Below are 16,162 nucleotides of genomic sequence, written 5' to 3'. Positions count from 1 at the left end.
GGTAACAGGCAAGCACTGATTACGCGGCGGAGGCTGTCTTGAAATAATAGGAAAACAACAGGCCGTCTGAAAAAATTCAGACGGCCTGTTGGGAATTGGCGCACCCGACTGGGATCGAACCAGCGACCTTCAGCTTCGGAGGCTGACACTCTTCCAACTGAGCTACGGGTACAAAGTCTCGGCATTATCCCACATTTCGGCTGTTTCACAAAATCAATCTTTATGGTTTCGGCAACTTGTTGTCGAAGCATCGGAATTTAATCTGGTTTATTTCGTATGGCCTGCGGGGGTATTTTCTATTTTTTTGAGATAGGCCAAAATTTAAAGATTGGAAAGACGGAACGGATTCAGTATAATCCGCAAATTATTGTTAATTGATATTAACGCCACATAAAATTCAATTTCCTCATCACTAAACAAAAAACGGCGAGGCTTATAAATATGAACCATCCTACCAACCAAAATGCCCGCGGTTCCGCCCTAACCACACTGATCGGCGGCATCGTCATTCTGTTGGCTACCCTTTATCTTTTGGTTAAATTGGCCAGCAGCGGCTATCACGGAACGGTTGAAGAAACCACCGATGCCGCCACGCAAACGCGGATTCAGCCGCAAGGTTCCATTGTCGAGGGAGACGGTGTCCCCGTCGGCGAACGTAAAGGCGACAAAATCTTCGCTAAAGTTTGTTACCAGTGTCATGCTGCCGACAGTTCGACAGCAGGTTCCCCGAAAATCACGCACAATGCCGATTGGGCTCCCCGCCTGGCCCAAGGTTTCGATACCTTGTTCAATCATGCTTTGAACGGCTTTAACGCCATGCCGGCAAAAGGCGGTCAATCCGACCTGACCGAACTGGAGTTGAAGCGCGCGATTGTTTATATGGCTAATCAATCCGGCGGTAATCTGCCTGATCCTGACAAAGCACCTGCCCCAACCGAATCGGCTGCTTCAGGTGCCGCGTCCGAGGCCGCCGCATCCGGTACTGCGCCGGCTGCCGGAAAATCCGAAGCTGCCGCTTCTGCCGAAGGTGGAAACGGCGATGTGATGGCAACCGGCAAAAAAGTATTTGACGGCTTGTGCTTCGGCTGCCATGGTGCCAATTCCGCCATTCCGGATACGCCGCGTGTCACTCATAAAGACGAATGGGCTCCGCGTATCAAAAAAGGCAAAGATACCTTGTTTAAACATGCTCTCGAAGGTTTCCAAGATAAAGGCATGATGCCGGCCAAAGGTGGAAACACCGAATTGAGCGACGACGAAGTGAAAGCGGCCGTTGTTTATATGGTGAACGAATCCGGCGGCAAATTCTAAAAATACGATAATAAAAAGGGTATGCAAAACTGCATGCCCTTTTTTGTCGGCCGGCACATATCGCATTGGGATTTGATGGCTGCAATTCATATTGGGGCCGGAGAAATTTTCAAAGTTCCGGTTTTATATGATTATGGAAGGCCGTCTGAAAACCTGATTTCGGTTTTCAGACGGCCTTTCCTTTGTGTGCCGATTCTGCCGCAGGCGGCAAAGCGCGTTACAATACGGGCTGTCCTTAATCGGCAGCCCATCGTTATTTTTCAGACGGCCTCAATCATGACACACACTTCTACAAGCCAAACCGATTCGGCATCGAGCAGCCAACTCTATATCGGCATTATGTCCGGCACCAGCATGGACGGCGCGGATGCCGTGTTAATCCGTATGGACGGCGGCCGCTGGCTGGGTGCGGAAGCGCACAGTTTTTTACCGTATTCGGGCCGTCTGAAAAGCGAACTGCTGGCCTTGCAGGACAGCGGCGGGGACGAATTGCACCGCAGCAGGATATTGGCGCAACAATTAAGCCGCCTGTATGCCGATACCGTGAAGAAACTGCTGGAACAGCAAGGTTTGTGGCCGTCTGATATTACCGCAGTCGGCTGCCACGGGCAAACCGTACGCCATGCGCCGGAGCACGGTTACAGCATCCAGCTTGCCGACTTGCCGTTGCTGGCCGAGCTGACGGGGATTTTTACCGTCGGCGACTTCCGCAGCCGCGATTTGGCGGCGGGAGGGCAGGGTGCGCCGCTGGTGCCGGCGTTTCATCAGGCATTATTTGCCGCGCCCGACGAAACCCGCGTACTGCTCAATATCGGCGGTATCGCCAACATCAGCGTACTGCCGCCGGACGCGCCGGCTTTCGGTTTCGATACCGGGCCGGGCAATATGCTGATGGACGCATGGACGCAGAAAATTTGGCAGAAGCCGTACGACGAAGACGGCCGTTTGGCCGCGCAGGGCAGGGTGCTGCCGCCATTGCTGGAAAACCTGCTTTGCCATGACTATTTTTCCCGACCGCAGCCCAAAAGTACCGGCCGCGAATTGTTTGCCCTGCCGTATTTGGCCGACCGGCTTTCCGGCGGGGAAAATCCGCACGATGTTTTGCGCACGCTGACCGCCTTTACCGCCGAAACCGCCGCTGCCGAAATCCGCCGTGCCGCGCCGGAGTGCCGAAGGGTTTACGTTTGCGGCGGCGGCATCCGCAACCCCCTGCTGACAGCGGATTTGGCGGAACGCCTGCCGCAATGCGAAATACTCGGTACGGCGGCACTCAATCTTGATCCGCAGTGGGTGGAGGCCGCCGCCTTCGGCTGGCTGGCCGCCTGTTGGGTCAACCGCATCCCGTCCAACCCGCGCCGTGCCACAGGTGCGCGGCGCGACTGCATCCTCGGTTGCGGCCATTTTGCCTGACCCGTCATTCAGGCCGTCTGAAAATACTATATAATTCCGCGTTTTTACCGCCGTCCCTGTTTTCAGACGGCCTATTCGAATAATTTTGAAGTTTTTATGAGCAGCAAACCCGAACCACAAAAAAGCACACGCAAAACCACAGGCACGCGCCGCCGGACGCCGGCAGAAAAGAAAAAACAGGATGGCGGAAAAGGGGCGCGCGGTGCGGGTGTAGTCAGCAATGAGGCCGTCCGCCGCCGTTCCGAGCACATTGCCAATTTAATCGGCGATACCTTTTGGCTGTTCGGCTTGATGGTAACCATCTATTTCGCCATCACGCTGGCCAGTTTCGATATGAACGACCCCGCATGGTCGCGCAGCGTGATTGCCGACGAGTCCATCCACAATCTCGGCGGCCTGTTTGGCGCGTATTTTGCCGACGTCGGTTATTACCTGTTCGGATTGTCGGTGTGGTGGCTGGTGTTGGCCGCGCTGGTGTGGCTGTGGAAAAGTTTCCGCCCGCTGCGTTCGCCCGACAGCCGTCCGTACAGTGTGAAACTGGCCGTGGCGGGGCTGACGGTGCTGCTTTTGGGTAGCCCGGTTTTGGAATATGCCTTGTGGCAGCAGCAGCTCGGCGATTCCCTGCCCACCGGGGCGGGCGGTCTGGCAGGTTTGCTGATTGGCAGCGTTTTCAGCCATCTGCTCGGCAACGGCGGCAGTTTCCTGGTGATGCTGGTCATCGTATTGCTGGCTTTTTCCTTTGTCGCGCAGATTTCCTGGCTGGATATGCTGGAAAACATCGGCAGCAGGCTGGAATGGCTGTGGGAAAAAATCACCCGCCGCCATTCGCCCTACATCAAAGACCTGCCTGATGCAAAAACCACGCGGCGCATGGTGAAAGAAGCGGAAACCATCATGGCCGAACCATTGGACAAGCACGTTGCCGCCAGCAGCAACCGAAAAACCGTGGCGTTGGAAGTCACCCCGCCCGTTCCCGTTCAGACGGCCTTGTTCGACAGCAAGGGCGAAGCGGTCGAAACACCGCCGACGGGCGAATATGTCAAACCCGCGCTCGGCCTGTTGAGCAATCCGAAAGGCGAAGCGCTGCCGATTGATCCCGACAAACTGCAACAAACGGCCGAACGCATCGAAAGCAAATTGGCCGAGTTCGGTATTGAAGTGCAGGTGGTTTCCGCCACTTCCGGCCCGGTCATCACGCGCTATGAAATCGAGCCGGCGCAGGGCGTGAAGGGTAGTCAGATTGTGAATCTGGCCAAAGATTTGGCACGTTCGATGTCGTTGCAGTCGGTGCGTATTGTCGAGACCATCGCGGGCAAAAACACCATGGGCATCGAGTTGCCGAACGACCGCCGTCAGGAAGTTACCCTGCGCGAAATCCTGGCCGCCCCCGTGTTTGCAGAAGCCAAATCCAAGCTCACCGTCGCCCTGGGCAAAGACATCGCGGGCGTGCCGGTGGTGGGCGATTTGGCCAAAATGCCGCATCTGCTGGTGGCGGGTATGACCGGGTCGGGCAAATCGGTGGGCGTGAACGGCATGATTATGTCCATGCTTTACAAAGCCACGCCCGACGAAGTGCGCTTTATCATGATCGACCCGAAAATGCTGGAGTTGTCGGTATACGACGGCATTCCGCACCTGCTTTGCCCAGTGGTAACCGATATGCGCGAAGCGGGGCAGGCCTTGAACTGGTGTGTGGCCGAAATGGAAAAACGCTACCGCCTGCTGTCGCATCTGGGCGTGCGCAATCTGGACGGTTACAACGAAAAAATCGCCAAAGCGGCTGAAGAAGGGCAGAAAATCCCCAATCCGTTCAGCCTGAACCCCGACGAGCCGGAACCGCTGGAAAAACTGCCGCTGATTGTGGTGGTGATTGACGAATTGGCCGACCTGATGATGACCGAGCGCAAGGCGGTCGAACAACAGATTGCCCGCCTGGCGCAAAAAGCCCGCGCCGCCGGCATCCACCTGATTATCGCCACCCAGCGGCCGAGTGTGGACGTGATTACCGGCCTGATTAAGGCCAACATCCCGACGCGCATGGCCTTTACCGTGCAGAGCAAAATCGACAGCCGAACCATCCTCGACCAAATGGGCGCGGAAGACCTGTTGAAATACGGCGACCTGCTGTTCCTCCAGCCTGGCAATGCCGAGCCGACCCGCCTGCAGGGTGCGTTTGTATCCGACCACGAAGTGCATGAAGTCGTCTCCCACATCAAACGGCAGGCACCGGCCGATTATGTCGAAGGCCTGCTGTCGGGCGAAGCGGCGATGGAAACCGTCAATGCGGTCAATCCGAACGCGGGTGCGGACGAACTGTTCGACCAAGCCGTCGCTTTTGTCATCGAAACGCGCAAAACTTCGATTTCCTCGCTGCAACGCCACCTGAAAATCGGCTACAACCGCGCCGCCAATATGATGGATGCCTTGGAAGAAGCGGGCGTGGTGTCGCCCGCCGATGTCGGCGGCAGCCGCAAGGTGCTGGCGCGGAAAGATGATTTATAGTTTTCAGACGGCCTCCGATGCTTGAGGCCGTCTGAAAAGCGGATACGGAGAGGCGATGGAAAGAAACAGCTTGAAGTCTGTTGTGATGACGGTCATTTCCTGTTCCGCCACTTTGGCAGGCATTGCTTTCTTCCTCGGCATAACCGCGACACCGGGTTCGGCCTATATGCTGGTTTTCGCCTTGCCCCTGTTGTTCGCCGTCCGCCTGTCCGCATCAAGGTCGGCCCGGCAACGGCCGGAGGCGGCACGGAAAGAACGGCTCAGAAACATTGTGTGGGTAATCGCGGCCGCTTTGTCAGTGGTGATAAATATCTTCAACTATTACCATGCGCGGCACGAAATGGCTGTTTCGGCCGCCGCTTTCGGGCAATATTATGCACGGCACGGACGTTATCCCGAAACTTTGGCCGCAGCGGGTTTGGGCGGGAAAATATCCTGCCTGCGTTATCATTGGATAGACGGCAAACCGCTGTTGTTGTGCAAAGACCCGCTGCTGCTGTTCGAGCACTACCAATACGATTTCCAACACCGCCGCTGGCTCGAAGACAACGGAGAGCCCGTGGCCGACCAACCGGAGGACGAAACATGAAAAAACACCTGCTTGCCGCTCTGATCCTGCTGCCGCTGACACTCTCTGCCGCGCCCGCATCCGCCGCAGGCGAACCGGCAGATCAGGCACGGCTGATTAACCTGTTCGATATGGCCGAATTGAGCGGCATTCTGCACAAAGAGGCAATGGAGTGCGGCATCAGCCGTCAGGACGACCCCTTCTACGCACCGGGCGGGAAACTGCACACCGCCTTGTTGAAAGGCATCAAACAGACGGCGGCCAAACTCAAACTCGATATGAACGACAACGACATCCAAATCATCACCGCCCGCGCCTACGCGCAAGGCAAAGGCAAGAAAGAACGCCTGTTTGCCGAAACGGGCGGTTGCAGCGATGCCGCCAAAGCAAAAATCAAAGAAACACAGCAATGGCTGCTGGACAGCGTGCAGGCCTTGCAAACCCGTTAAACCCGAATAAGACTTTCAGACGGCCTATAATAGTGAGGCCGTCTGAAACCATGCTTCCGAGCGATAAAATATGAGCAATCCGAAAACCGCCCGATCTGTTGGGCTGATAGCGGTAATGCTGGTGCTGGCTGCCTGCAACGGCCAACCCCAGCCCGAACTGAGTGCGTCCGAAATCCAGGCGCAGGAAGCAGCCACCGTTATCGAAGAAGGCGGCAAAGACTACACTGCGCCGGCCGATGTGCCGGAAGACGATGCGTCTGCCGCATCGGTCGAACAGGCAACCGCTGCTTCCGCTGCTTCCGCTGCTTCCGCCGCATCGTCGGAAGGCCAACCCTAAACCCAACTCCGCCTGCCGCATAACAGGCCGTCTGAAAGGAAAAACGTGACCCGTTTCCAGACCGAACCCGCCCTGCCGCATGACCGGCAGCCGCAAACCGCCGTCCTCCTCATCAACCTCGGCACGCCGTCCGCGCCCACTGCGGAAGCCGTCCGCCCCTTCCTGCGCGATTTCCTGTCCGACCGGCGCGTCGTCGAACTTAAGCCCGCCCTGTGGCAGCCCATCTTGCGCGGCGCAATTTTGCCTTTCCGCGCCAAAAGCAGTGCGGCAAACTATAAAAAAATCTGGTTGAAGGAAGGCTCGCCGCTCTACATTTACAGCCGCCGCCAGGCCGATGCATTGGCGCAACGCCTGCCCGGCGTGTTGGTGCGTCCGGCCATGACATACGGCCTGCCCGGCGTGGCCGACACCATAGCCGAACTCAAAGCGCAGGGCGTTACCCGGATTTTGGCCGTCCCGCTTTATCCGCAATACGCTTCCTCCAGCAGCGGCGCGGCATTGGATCAAGTGTTCCGCGCCATGTTGCGCCAGCGCAACCAAGTCGGGCTGCGTACCGTCCGCAGCTTCTATAACCATCCCGCCTATATCGAGGCCCTGCGCCAACAGGTTTCCGCCTATTGGCAGCAGCACGGCAGGGGAGGGCACTTGATGATGAGTTTTCACGGCATCCCGCAGGCGCATCACGACGCGGGCGACCCCTATCCCGACGAATGCGGCGAAACCGCACGCTTGCTCGCCGCCGCACTCGGTCTGGGCGAGCAAGAATACACCGTCTCCTTCCAAAGCCGCTTCGGGCGCGGACGCTGGCTGGAGCCGAGCACGCAAGACCTTTTCATCAGCCTGCCGCGAAACGGTACCGACCGATTGGACGTCATCTGTCCCGCCTTCGTCAGCGACTGTTTGGAAACCATGGAGGAAATCGCTATTGCCGGACGTGAAACTTTTCATGCCGCAGGCGGGCGTGAATTCCGCTACATTCCCTGTCTGAACGACAATCCGGCTTGGATAGACGCTTTGGAAACTTTGGTCAGGGAAGAGGCCGCAGGCTGGCTGTAAGGCATAAAAAGGCCGTCTGAAAACCTTGCAACGGGTTTTCAGACGGCTTTTGTTATTGGCCGAACGGATTTTTACATGCGCTCAATCATCGCTTTGCCGAAGGCGGAGCAGGAAACTTCGTTGGCACCGTCCATCAGGCGGGCAAAGTCGTAGGTTACCTGTTTGTCGCCGATGGCTTTTTCCATCGCTTCAATTACCAAGTCGGCCGCTTCTTTCCAGCCCAAGTGGCGCAGCATCATTTCTGCCGACAGAATCAGCGAACCGGGGTTCACTTTGTCTTGTCCGGCATACTTCGGTGCGGTGCCGTGGGTGGCTTCGAAGATGGCGTATTCGTCGGAAATGTTCGCGCCCGGGGCGATGCCGATGCCGCCGACTTGTGCCGCCAGCGCGTCGGAAATGTAGTCGCCGTTCAGGTTGAGGGTGGCGATGACGCTGTATTCGGCCGGACGCAGCAGGATTTGCTGCAGGAAGGCGTCGGCAATCGCATCTTTAACGATGATGTCTTTGCCGGTTTTCGGGTTTTTGAATTTGCACCACGGGCCGCCGTCGATCGGCTCTGCGCCGAATTCTTTTTGCGCCAGTTCATAGCCCCAGTCGCGGAAGCCGCCCTCGGTGAATTTCATGATGTTGCCTTTGTGGACCAGGGTGACGCTCGGTTTGTCGTTGTCGATGGCGTAGCGGATGGCGGCGCGGACCAGGCGTTGCGTACCTTGTTTGGAAACGGGTTTGATGCCGATGCCCGAGGTTTCGGGGAAGCGGATTTTCTTCACGCCCATTTCGTTTTGCAGGAAGTCGATGACTTTTTTGCAGTTTTCGCTTTCGGCTTCCCATTCGATGCCGGCGTAAATGTCTTCGGTGTTTTCACGGAAGATTACCATGTCGGTTTTGCTCGGGTCTTTCAGCGGCGAGGGCACGCCGTTGAAGTAGCGCACGGGGCGCACGCATTGGTAGAGGTCGAGTTCTTGGCGCAGCGCGACGTTGAGCGAGCGGATGCCGCCGCCCACGGGCGTGGTCATCGGGCCTTTGATGGATACGGAATACTCTTTCAGTGTGTCCAAGGTTTCCTGCGGCAGCCAAACGTTGTCGCCGTACACTTTGGTGGCTTTCTCGCCGGCATACACTTCCATCCAGTGGATTTTTTTCTCGCCACCATAAGCCTTGGCAACTGCCGCGTCGATTACGTCGATCATGACGGGCGTGATGTCCACGCCGATGCCGTCGCCCTCGATGAAGGGGATAATCGGATTGTTGGGAACGGCTTGGCCCGGAATGATTTTTTTGCCTTCCGCCGGTACTTTGATATGACTCATGGTGTCTCCTAAAACAGTTGATCATTTTCTTTTGAAACGCATATCGGCACGGATACGCGCGCCGTGCGATTATGCTTGATTTGGTAAACTTTTGCTAGGGCGTGCCAACAATTACTTGTTACCATACGCCCTTCGAATCATATCTGTTCAAAGGAAACAAAAATGGCTTTTCAAGACAATTTGGCTGCCATGCCCGACATTTCCAGCCTGAGCGGGCTGGACGTATGCGGTGAAAACGGCGGCGTCCTCCACCACATCCCGGCCGTACCGGGCAAACTCGGTTCGCTGAAGCTGTATAACGCATTGGCCGAACGCTTCGGCGGCATATTGGACGGCGAAGCGGCGGAGCAGGGCTTGGAATGGTTTGCCGAACACGTTGCAGACGCGCAGGCCAATCCGGGCAAACATCCGAACATCGACCTGTTGTTCAAAGTGAAAAACGAAGGTTTGAAACTGCGGCTCCGTTCGCTTGTTGCCGACTGACGATGTAGAGGCCGTCTGAAAAACGGAGCAACGTTTTTTTCAGACGGCCTTTTTTTAGATTTGCAGAAACCTGCCGCAATCGGCCGTAGGCCGTTTTCAGACGGCCTCCGAACATATGGATGGCGGCGGCAACGCTTCAGGCCGTCTGAAAAACAAAACAGCCGGCTCATTTGCAGCAGCAGAGAATTGCCCGCCGCCGGCAAACGGCCTATAATGCCGCCTTTACAAATCTTCACAGCAAGCCGCACCGGATTTACGGCAGCGGCTTTGCCGTATCTGCCAACTGTAAGGAATCCGAATGTCCGCCCCGAAATCCCCCGCCACCGATTTGGTTTACCGCCTCGAAGACAAACCGCCGTTCGCCAATGCGCTGCTCAGCGCGGTAACGCACCTGCTGGCGATTTTCGTCCCCATGATTACCCCCGCCCTGATTGTCGGCGGCGCATTGAAACTGCCGTCTGAAATGACCGCCTATCTGGTGTCGATGGCGATGGTCGCTTCCGGCGTGGGCACTTATTTGCAGGTGAACCGCTTCGGGCCGGTCGGTTCGGGGCTGCTGTCCATCCAGTCGGTGAACTTTTCTTTTGTCGGCGTGATGATTGCGCTGGGTAGCGGCATGAAAGAGCAGGGCATGGACACCAACGCCATGATGTCCGCGCTTTTGGGCGTGGCCTTTGTCGGCGCGTTTCTGGTGGCCGGTTCGGCCTGGCTGCTGCCGTATCTGAAAAAAGTGATTACGCCCACCGTCAGCGGCGTGGTGGTGATGATGATCGGCCTGAGCCTGATTAGCGTGGCGATTACCGAATTCGGCGGCGGATTTGCCGCATTGGGCAACGGCACCTTCGGTTCGATGCAGAACATTGGGCTGGCGGCGTTCGTGCTGCTCGTGGTGCTGGTGTTCAACTGCATGAAAAACCCGCTGCTGCGGATGAGCGGCATCGCTGTCGGCATGGTGGCGGGCTACATTGCCGCGCTGGTAATGGGCATGGTCGATTTTTCCGTGTTGCAAAACCTGCCAGCATTCACATTGCCCGTGCCGTTCAAATACGGCTTTGAATTCCACTGGACGGCGTTTTTCGTGGCCGGACTGGTGTACCTGCTCAGCATTTTCGAAGCCGTGGGCGACTTGACCGCCACCGCCATGGTGTCCGGTGAAGACTACGAAGGCGAAGCATTCAGACGGCGTTTGCGTGGCGGCGTGCTGGCCGACGGGCTGGTGTCCGTGATTGCCACCGCACTCGGCTCGCTGCCCCTGACCACCTTCGCGCAGAACAACGGCGTGATTCAGATGACCGGCGTCGCCTCCCGCCACGTCGGCAAATTCATCGCCGCCATTTTGGTGCTGTTGGGGCTGTTCCCCGTCGTCGGCCGCGCCTTCACCACCATCCCCAGCCCCGTTATCGGCGGCGCGATGGTGCTGATGTTCGGCCTGATTACCGTGGCCGGCGTGCGCATCCTCATGAGCCACGGCATCAACCGCCGCGAAATGGTGATTGCCGCCACCTCCATCGGCCTTGGCCTCGGCGTGAGCTTCAAACCCGAAGTGTTCGGCCAACTGCCGCTGAAAGAGCTGTTCCAAAACCCCATCTGCATGGGCGGGCTGGCCGCACTGCTGATGAACCTCGTGATGCCGGACGACAACGCAAGCCGCGTCTATCTCAGCGACGATTTGGAAGTGTAAACCCGTTTCAGACGGCCGGAACCGGCGGCGTTGGGCGTATAATGGCGGAGCGCGGAGGCAGGAATGAAAAGCAGCCTGCACATTAGCAGACGGCTGATTTTGATTGTTTTTTGAAGATTATGGCGTGCAAGCTGCCTGAAGTAAGCGTTTAAAAGGCCGTCTGAACAGCAAAAAGCAGCCTGCACAATTTGCCTCCATTACAGCAAACCTTAATCCCAACAGCCACCCCGTCCTCTCTCCCCGTGGGAGAGAGCTAGAGAGAGGGCAACAAGCCGCAAGGCTTGTATTTTAGGCGGTTCGGGAATTGAGAAAGGTTGCCGCAACTTGGAGAATGCCCTCTCCCCAGCCCTCCCCCACAGGGGAGGGAGCAGATTGCAGCGGATTCAAGCGTTGCAGGCCGTCTGAAAAAAGAATGCCCGAAACATCAACAGCAGGAATTTTTCAGGTAGCCTTTATCGCAAGGCAGATGGAACAAACGCCGCGAGCGTTTTTTCAGACGACTTTTAAACCCATCGGTAGGGTGTGTGCCGCAAGGCACGCACGCGGTGGTTGGAGTTGCAGGGAAAATGGAGAACGCGTGCGTGCGTACCGCACACGCCCTACATGCAGGCTACGGCTTGCTACGCGCTGGCAGTAAAAACAAACCGTCAGATTTCAGACGATATTTGGTAGGTTGGGTTGGCAAACCCAACGTTTAACAGATAATTTGATAAGTTTTGTTGAGTCATGACCCAACCTACGCTTGCTACATATACTTGTTAGGACTAATTAAATGACAAATTCCAGCAAAAAAAATAAATTCATAGAAAATTTAAAAAAGAAAATCACAAAACTTGAGTCAGAGAAAAATGGAACTATATTTTTTGTATCCTTATTTTTCCTTGTTTTCTCATTTGCAATACTTGAAGAATTTTTTTTAGAAAAAAATAATGAAATATCTTATTTCATTATTTTCGTTACTGGACTTTTAACAGGAGTAGCGGAGTATCTGTTACAAATATTTTCTAGAAGAAAAATTATCAAATTGCTTCTTTATTTTTTATTCTTTATTCTTTTGTTTATTACCAGTGCAGTATCAGGGAGTAATATTTCCTTTATTTCAATAAATTCTCTCATCCTGTTTGCAGGAAATCGGGTAGCTTATTATACAATGTGCTCCATGATATATGATGGAATTTACTTATTTACAGATGAAGAAAGAATAACATTGTCTTCTATGCTTGAAGACAAATTAGTTATCTTGAATAAAGACATAGATAACTTGAATAAAGACATAGATAAAATAAAATTGGAATTACAAAACAAATCAGAGGAATTAAACAAAAAAGAGGCATATTATTCAGAAATAAAATCCTTATATGACAAAATAAAAATATGGAAAGGAGGAAAAATTCAAAACTTATCCCCTTCCAACAATCCAGAATTACGAGCTGCACTAAATACAAGGGCAGAATATCGAAAAAAACAACAGGAAACTGGCAAATAAAAACTTATTATTTTTAAAGAAAGACCCACCATGCCCAAACGTACCGACCTAAAATCCATCCTTATCATCGGCGCCGGCCCTATCGTTATCGGTCAGGCCTGCGAATTTGACTATTCGGGCGCACAGGCCTGCAAGGCTTTGCGTGAAGAAGGCTATAAAGTCATTCTGGTGAATTCCAACCCCGCCACCATCATGACCGACCCTGAAATGGCGGATGTTACCTACATCGAGCCGATTATGTGGCAGACGGTGGAGAAGATTATCGCCAAGGAGCGGCCTGATGCGATTCTGCCCACGATGGGCGGTCAGACCGCGCTGAACTGTGCGCTGGATTTGGCGCGCAACGGCGTGCTGGCGAAATACAATGTCGAGCTGATTGGCGCGACGGAAGACGCGATCGACAAGGCAGAAGACCGCGGCCGCTTTAAGGAAGCGATGGAAAAAATCGGCCTCTCCTGCCCGAAATCTTTTGTCTGCCACACGATGAACGAAGCCTTGGCGGCGCAGGAACAGGTCGGCTTCCCGACGCTGATTCGTCCGTCTTTCACGATGGGCGGTTCGGGCGGCGGCATTGCCTACAATAAAGACGAATTTTTGGCGATTTGCGAACGCGGTTTCGATGCGTCGCCCACGCATGAGCTGTTGATTGAGCAGTCCGTCCTCGGCTGGAAAGAGTACGAGATGGAAGTGGTGCGCGATAAGAACGACAACTGCATCATCATTTGCTCGATTGAAAACTTCGACCCGATGGGCGTGCATACGGGCGACTCGATTACGGTTGCGCCGGCGCAAACGCTGACGGACAAAGAATACCAAATTATGCGCAACGCAAGCTTAGCAGTATTGCGCGAAATCGGCGTGGATACGGGCGGCTCGAACGTGCAGTTTGCGGTGAACCCTGAAAACGGCGAGATGATTGTGATTGAGATGAACCCGCGCGTGAGCCGTTCGTCGGCTCTGGCTTCCAAAGCGACGGGCTTCCCGATTGCGAAGGTGGCGGCGAAACTGGCGGTCGGCTTTACGCTGGACGAATTGCGCAACGACATCACCGGCGGCCGCACGCCCGCGTCGTTCGAGCCTTCCATCGACTATGTGGTAACCAAAATCCCGCGTTTCGCGTTTGAAAAATTCCCCGCCGCAGACGACCGCCTGACCACGCAGATGAAATCGGTGGGCGAAGTGATGGCGATGGGCCGCACCATTCAGGAAAGTTTCCAAAAAGCGCTGCGCGGCTTGGAAACAGGCTTGTGCGGCTTCAATCCGAGAAGCTCCGACAAAGCGGAAATCCGCCGCGAACTGGCGAACCCAGGCCCTGAGCGTATGCTGTTTGTGGCAGACGCATTCCGCGCGGGCTTCACGCTGGAAGAAATCCACGAAATCTGCGCCATCGATCCTTGGTTCTTGGCGCAAATCGCAGACTTGGTGAAAGAAGAGCAGCAGGTAAGTGCAGGCTGCCTGCAAGACTTGGATTTCGCCGCCCTACGCCGTTTGAAACGCAAAGGCTTCTCCGACAAACGCATCGCGCAGCTTTTGGGTGTAAAAGAAAAAGAAGTGCGCGAACACCGCTACGCGCTGAAGCTGCATCCCGTGTATAAACGCGTCGATACCTGCGCCGCCGAGTTCGCCACCGAAACCGCCTACCTCTATTCCACTTACGAAGAAGAATGCGAAGCGCGTCCTTCCGACCGTAAGAAAGTGATGATTCTCGGCGGCGGCCCGAACCGTATCGGTCAGGGCATCGAGTTTGACTATTGCTGCGTTCATGCCGCGCTCGCCCTGCGCGAATCGGGCTTTGAAACCATCATGGTGAACTGCAACCCCGAAACCGTATCCACCGACTTCGACACCAGCGACCGCCTGTATTTCGAGCCGCTGACGCTGGAAGACGTGTTGGAAATCGTCCGCACCGAAAACCCGTGGGGCGTGATTGTGCATTACGGCGGTCAAACCCCGCTGAAACTTGCCAACGCGCTGGTTGAAAACGGCGTGAACATCATCGGCACGTCCGCCGACAGCATCGACGCCGCCGAAGACCGCGAACGCTTCCAAAAAGTGTTGAACGACTTAGGCTTGCGCCAACCGCCCAACCGCATCGCCCACAACGAAGAAGAAGCGCTCGTCAAAGCCGAAGAAATCGGCTATCCGCTGGTCGTGCGCCCGTCTTACGTCCTCGGCGGCCGCGCCATGCAGGTCGTCCACTCCGCCGAAGAGCTGCAAAAATACATGCGCGAAGCCGTGCAGGTATCCGAAGACAGCCCCGTGTTGCTCGACTTCTTCCTGAACAACGCGATTGAAGTCGATGTGGACTGCGTTTCAGACGGCAAAGACGTCGTTATCGGCGGCATCATGCAGCACGTCGAACAGGCAGGTATCCACTCCGGCGACTCCGGCTGCTCGCTGCCGCCCTACTCGCTCAGCGAAGAAATCCAAGACGAAATCCGCCGCCAAACTAAAGCCATGGCCTACGCGCTGGGCGTGGTCGGCCTGATGAACGTACAGTTTGCCGTGCAGGACGGCGTGGTGTTCGTGTTGGAAGTGAACCCGCGCGCCAGCCGTACCGTGCCCTTCGTCTCCAAAGCCACCGGCGTGCCGCTCGCCAAAGTCGGCGCGCGCTGCATGGCAGGCATTTCCCTGCAAGAGCAAGGCGTGGAAAAAGAAGTCGTCCCCGATTTCTATGCCGTTAAAGAAGCCGTGTTCCCCTTCATCAAATTCCCCGGCGTGGACACCATCCTCGGCCCCGAAATGCGCTCCACCGGCGAAGTGATGGGCGTGGGCGAAACCTTCGGCGAAGCCTACCTCAAAGCCCAACTCGGCGCAGGCGAACGCATGCCCGCCACCGGCAAAATCTTCCTTTCCGTGCGCGAAGAAGACAAGCCGCTTATCGTGAAAACCGCACAAAACTTCCAAGCCCTCGGTTACGGCGTTTGCGCCACACGCGGCACGGCAGGCTACCTGAAAGAGCACGGCGTGGTGGTGCAGGCGGTCAACAAAGTGCCCGAAGGCCGCCCGCACATTGTGGACGCGATTAAAAACGGCGAAATCGCGCTGGTGGTGAACACTGTCGCCAGCAGCCCGCAGTCCGTGGCCGATAGCCACAGCATCCGCCGCAGCGCCCTTAACCAGCGCGTGCCGCAATACACCACCGTGGCCGGCGGCGAAGCCATGAGTGAAGGTGTGAAGAACCTGAATTCAACTAATGTGTACAGTGTGCAGGAGTTGCATGCACGGTTGAAGGCGCGGAAATAGGGTGTTTGGAAGCAAAGCAGCAACCAGCCTTTTAATTGTCTGCCTTGCCTGTCCGCTAAGCCGGCATACTTCCCGATATGCCTGATTGGACGCATAGAGTTCAAATATCTGCAAACAGCCTGCATTCCGGTTTAACGAGTGCAGGCTGTTTTCGATAGTGAAAAGCCGTCTGAAAATCATCTTTCAGACGGCCTTTGATATTACAGGTGATATGAAGTCTTGGTCGGTTCATCATTCCAGCCTATATTGACCTGTTTATTTAGGAAATCACCAAAAATAGAATGTGTGGCAAAAACCATGCTCATGGTTTATGGGTATGCAGG

The 16,162-nt window shown here is 55.5% G+C and carries 12 protein-coding genes and 1 tRNA gene; 11 read left to right on the top strand and 2 right to left on the bottom strand.

What is annotated here, in order from left to right:
* Nucleotides 1-96: 96 nt before the first annotated feature.
* Nucleotides 97-172, bottom strand: a tRNA-Arg gene (locus tag BM261_RS09420).
* Nucleotides 173-441: 269 nt separating this feature from the next.
* Between BM261_RS09420 and BM261_RS09415 the strand changes: the two genes are divergently transcribed.
* From BM261_RS09415 to hemH, 7 genes are all read left to right on the top strand, one after another.
* A complete protein-coding gene (locus BM261_RS09415; protein WP_074897669.1) occupies nt 442-1,311 on the top strand; it encodes a c-type cytochrome in 870 nt (289 codons plus the stop codon).
* 276 nt (nt 1,312-1,587) lie between these two features.
* Nucleotides 1,588-2,721, top strand: coding sequence for an anhydro-N-acetylmuramic acid kinase (locus tag BM261_RS09410; protein ID WP_074897667.1), 1,134 nt, complete (start codon nt 1,588-1,590; stop codon nt 2,719-2,721).
* A 96-nt stretch (nt 2,722-2,817) separates the two neighbouring features.
* On the top strand, nt 2,818-5,223 hold the full coding sequence (locus BM261_RS09405) for a DNA translocase FtsK (RefSeq protein WP_074897665.1): 2,406 nt from the start codon (nt 2,818-2,820) through the stop codon (nt 5,221-5,223).
* 55 nt (nt 5,224-5,278) lie between these two features.
* Nucleotides 5,279-5,812 carry a hypothetical protein gene (locus tag BM261_RS09400; RefSeq protein WP_074897664.1) on the top strand — a complete coding sequence of 178 codons (534 nt, stop codon included), beginning with the start codon at nt 5,279-5,281 and terminating at the stop codon, nt 5,810-5,812.
* A complete protein-coding gene (locus BM261_RS09395; protein ID WP_074897662.1) occupies nt 5,809-6,240 on the top strand; it encodes a hypothetical protein in 432 nt (143 codons plus the stop codon). Before BM261_RS09400 ends, BM261_RS09395 begins: the two co-directional genes overlap by 4 nt.
* Before the next feature lie 70 nt (nt 6,241-6,310).
* Nucleotides 6,311-6,577, top strand: a complete 267-nt coding sequence (locus BM261_RS09390; protein WP_143095769.1) for a hypothetical protein — start codon at nt 6,311-6,313, stop codon at nt 6,575-6,577.
* 45 nt (nt 6,578-6,622) lie between these two features.
* A complete protein-coding gene (gene hemH / locus BM261_RS09385; RefSeq protein ID WP_074897657.1) occupies nt 6,623-7,633 on the top strand; it encodes a ferrochelatase in 1,011 nt (336 codons plus the stop codon).
* A gap of 71 nt (nt 7,634-7,704) precedes the next feature.
* Here hemH and icd read toward each other — a convergent pair whose 3' ends face one another.
* Entirely contained in the window at nt 7,705-8,943 is a 1,239-nt protein-coding gene (icd, locus tag BM261_RS09380) for an NADP-dependent isocitrate dehydrogenase (RefSeq protein ID WP_041961321.1), read from the bottom strand.
* A 162-nt stretch (nt 8,944-9,105) separates the two neighbouring features.
* Here icd and BM261_RS09375 point away from each other — a divergent pair, with 162 nt between their 5' ends.
* The 4 genes from BM261_RS09375 (at nt 9,106) to carB (ending at nt 15,839) form a co-directional block, all read left to right on the top strand.
* Entirely contained in the window at nt 9,106-9,426 is a 321-nt protein-coding gene (locus BM261_RS09375; protein ID WP_074897655.1) for a DUF2322 family protein, read from the top strand.
* 298 nt (nt 9,427-9,724) lie between these two features.
* Entirely contained in the window at nt 9,725-11,107 is a 1,383-nt protein-coding gene (locus BM261_RS09370; protein WP_074897653.1) for a nucleobase:cation symporter-2 family protein, read from the top strand.
* Between the two features lie 772 nt (nt 11,108-11,879).
* Complete coding sequence (locus BM261_RS09355; RefSeq protein ID WP_074897650.1) at nt 11,880-12,593, top strand: hypothetical protein; 714 nt, start codon at nt 11,880-11,882, stop codon at nt 12,591-12,593.
* 30 nt (nt 12,594-12,623) lie between these two features.
* The gene (gene carB / locus BM261_RS09350; protein ID WP_074897648.1) at nt 12,624-15,839 is read left to right on the top strand and encodes a carbamoyl-phosphate synthase large subunit; all 3,216 of its coding nucleotides are present in this window, start codon (nt 12,624-12,626) and stop codon (nt 15,837-15,839) included.
* The last annotated feature ends 323 nt before the right edge of the window (nt 15,840-16,162 follow it).

The organism is Neisseria elongata subsp. elongata (assembly GCF_900113545.1).
GTDB classification, from domain to species: Bacteria; Pseudomonadota; Gammaproteobacteria; order Burkholderiales; family Neisseriaceae; genus Neisseria; species Neisseria elongata.
The sequence above is the reverse complement of the archived record's forward strand: the minus strand, read 5'-3'. Positions and strand labels throughout refer to the sequence as shown.

What these genes read in the sequence shown, in the direction of transcription:
- BM261_RS09390 (WP_143095769.1), top strand. Translation starts at nt 6,311, where the DNA reads ATGAGCAATCCGAAAACCGCCCGATCTGTTGGGCTGATAGCGGTAATG.
- BM261_RS09400 (WP_074897664.1), top strand. Translation starts at nt 5,279, where the DNA reads ATGGAAAGAAACAGCTTGAAGTCTGTTGTGATGACGGTCATTTCCTGT.
- carB (WP_074897648.1), top strand. Translation starts at nt 12,624, where the DNA reads ATGCCCAAACGTACCGACCTAAAATCCATCCTTATCATCGGCGCCGGC.
- BM261_RS09405 (WP_074897665.1), top strand. Translation starts at nt 2,818, where the DNA reads ATGAGCAGCAAACCCGAACCACAAAAAAGCACACGCAAAACCACAGGC.
- BM261_RS09375 (WP_074897655.1), top strand. Translation starts at nt 9,106, where the DNA reads ATGGCTTTTCAAGACAATTTGGCTGCCATGCCCGACATTTCCAGCCTG.
- icd (WP_041961321.1), bottom strand. Translation starts at nt 8,943, where the DNA reads ATGAGTCATATCAAAGTACCGGCGGAAGGCAAAAAAATCATTCCGGGC.
- BM261_RS09395 (WP_074897662.1), top strand. Translation starts at nt 5,809, where the DNA reads ATGAAAAAACACCTGCTTGCCGCTCTGATCCTGCTGCCGCTGACACTC.
- BM261_RS09355 (WP_074897650.1), top strand. Translation starts at nt 11,880, where the DNA reads ATGACAAATTCCAGCAAAAAAAATAAATTCATAGAAAATTTAAAAAAG.
- BM261_RS09370 (WP_074897653.1), top strand. Translation starts at nt 9,725, where the DNA reads ATGTCCGCCCCGAAATCCCCCGCCACCGATTTGGTTTACCGCCTCGAA.
- BM261_RS09415 (WP_074897669.1), top strand. Translation starts at nt 442, where the DNA reads ATGAACCATCCTACCAACCAAAATGCCCGCGGTTCCGCCCTAACCACA.
- BM261_RS09410 (WP_074897667.1), top strand. Translation starts at nt 1,588, where the DNA reads ATGACACACACTTCTACAAGCCAAACCGATTCGGCATCGAGCAGCCAA.